The sequence below is a fragment of the Thioclava dalianensis genome (genome assembly GCF_000715505.1).
Taxonomy (GTDB): domain Bacteria; phylum Pseudomonadota; class Alphaproteobacteria; order Rhodobacterales; family Rhodobacteraceae; genus Thioclava; species Thioclava dalianensis.
The window spans coordinates 1-1,933 of the sequence record NZ_JHEH01000086.1 but is presented as its reverse complement, the minus strand read 5'-3'; the positions used below and the strand labels follow the sequence as shown (position 1 = coordinate 1,933).

The window sequence follows — 1,933 nt, the reverse complement described above, 5'->3', positions numbered from 1 at the left end:
GAGCCGCCGCTTCCGGCTGTTCCGGCGGCCATTGCGAATGCCGTGTCTCACCTGACCGGCAAACGCGTGCGCTCGATGCCGCTCGACAAGCAGGACCTCGCGACCTGAAGGGCAGGGGGGCGATAGCCCCCCGATCGCCTGCGCGCTCTGTCCGGGCCAACCCCCGAGACGGCGCGCGCAGGGCCCCACCACGTCCCGTCGACCGTGACCACCTTTCAGTAGCCGGAGTCTCCCGTGAAGAAACTGCTTCTCACCCTTGTTGCGATCATCGCCGTCATCGGTGTTTGGACGGCGTGGTACGTCACCCGTACCCCGTCCTCGCCCTTTGATGATGAGATGGCCAGCGCCAGCCCCTCGCAAGACCTGATCAGCCGGGGCAAATATGTCGCGCGCGCGGCGGATTGCGTCGCCTGCCACAGCCTGCCCGAGGGACAGCCCTTTGCGGGTGGCCTGAAGATGGGCACCCCGGTGGGCGCGATCTACGCCACCAATATCACACCCGACAAGAAGACCGGCATTGGCGAGTATACGCTGGCCGATTTCGACCGCTCGATCCGCAAGGGTGTGGCGGCGGACGGGCATCGGCTTTATCCCGCAATGCCCTATCCCTCCTACTCGAAGATGAGCGATGACGACGTGAAGGCGCTCTATGCCTATTTCATGCATGGGGTGCAGCCGGTCGATCGTCCCAACCAGACCTCCGAGATCCCCGCGCCGCTGAACATGCGCTGGCCGCTTGCGCTGTGGAACCTCGCCTTCGCGCCCGACACGCCCTATCAACAGGTCGCGGATCACGACGCGCAGTGGAACCGCGGCGCCTTCCTTGTGCAGGGGCCGGGCCATTGCGGCAGCTGTCACACCCCGCGCGGCCTTGCCTTCAACGAGAAGGGCATGGATCAGTCGAGCAAGACCTATCTTTCGGGCGGGCTGCTCGATGGCTGGTACGCCCCGAGCCTGCGCCAGGATCCCAATACCGGGCTTGGTCGCTGGAGCGCGGAGGACATCTACGCTTTCCTCAAGAACGGGCGCAACGAACATGGGGTGGTGTTTGGCTCGATGGCCGAGGCCTATAACAACTCCACGCAGTTCCTGACCGATGACGATCTGCATGCGATGGCCGCCTATCTCAAATCGCTGCCCGGAGATCCGTCGCGGGACGGCACGCCCTGGAGCTATGATGCGAGCACGGTGGCCGCGCTGGCACCTGCCAAGCGCGCCTCCGATCCCGGCGCGCAGCTTTACGCCGCCAAATGCAGCTTCTGCCATGGTGAAGACGGCAAGGGGCAGGGGCAATGGATGCCGCCGCTCGCCGGGTCCAGCTCGTCGCTGGTGCCCAGCCCGGCCTCGCAGATCAACGTGGTGCTGAACGGCTCTGCACGGGTGGTCTCGAACGGGATGCCCGATTCCTACCGGATGCCGCCCTATCGCGCGCAGCTCTCGGATAAGGAGATCGCGCAGGTGCTCGACTTCGTGCGCAGCGCATGGGGCAATGATGGCGGCAAGGTCGCGGCCAAGGATGTGGCCGACCTGCGCAAACGCACCGATCCCGCAAGCAGCAACGTCATAGTGCTGCAAATGCGCTAAACTTTTTAAGCATTCGATGTGACGGGCGGGCCTGAATCGGTCCGCCCGTTTGCATTGGGGCATAGGCTTTCTGCCGAGAGGGCGTGCGCCGAGCCTGACCCGGTCCACCTTTTGCGTAGCGATTCCGGTGAGTCTGCGGTGCCGCCGGGGAAGCCCGCGCGCTCGCGTTTCACGGGGCGGGGTGATTTGCGCAAGATTCGCTCCCAAGGGGTCACCTCAGCCGCTCTGAGCGGGGGAGATGAGGTGAAATCGATAAGATCAGAACCCTGATAAGATATTTAAAAACAGTGTCTTGACAGTTTTATGTCGAAAATCGGACAGTTTTTTCAAAAAGGCGCTTGCGGAGTAT

At 63.5% G+C, this 1,933-nt stretch carries 1 protein-coding gene; it reads left to right on the top strand.

The annotated features are described in order from the left end of the window. The first annotated feature begins 234 nt into the window (after positions 1-234). On the top strand, positions 235-1,584 hold the full coding sequence (locus tag DL1_RS20615; protein WP_038070274.1) for a c-type cytochrome: 1,350 nt from the start codon (positions 235-237) through the stop codon (positions 1,582-1,584). Positions 1,585-1,933: the final 349 nt, after the last annotated feature.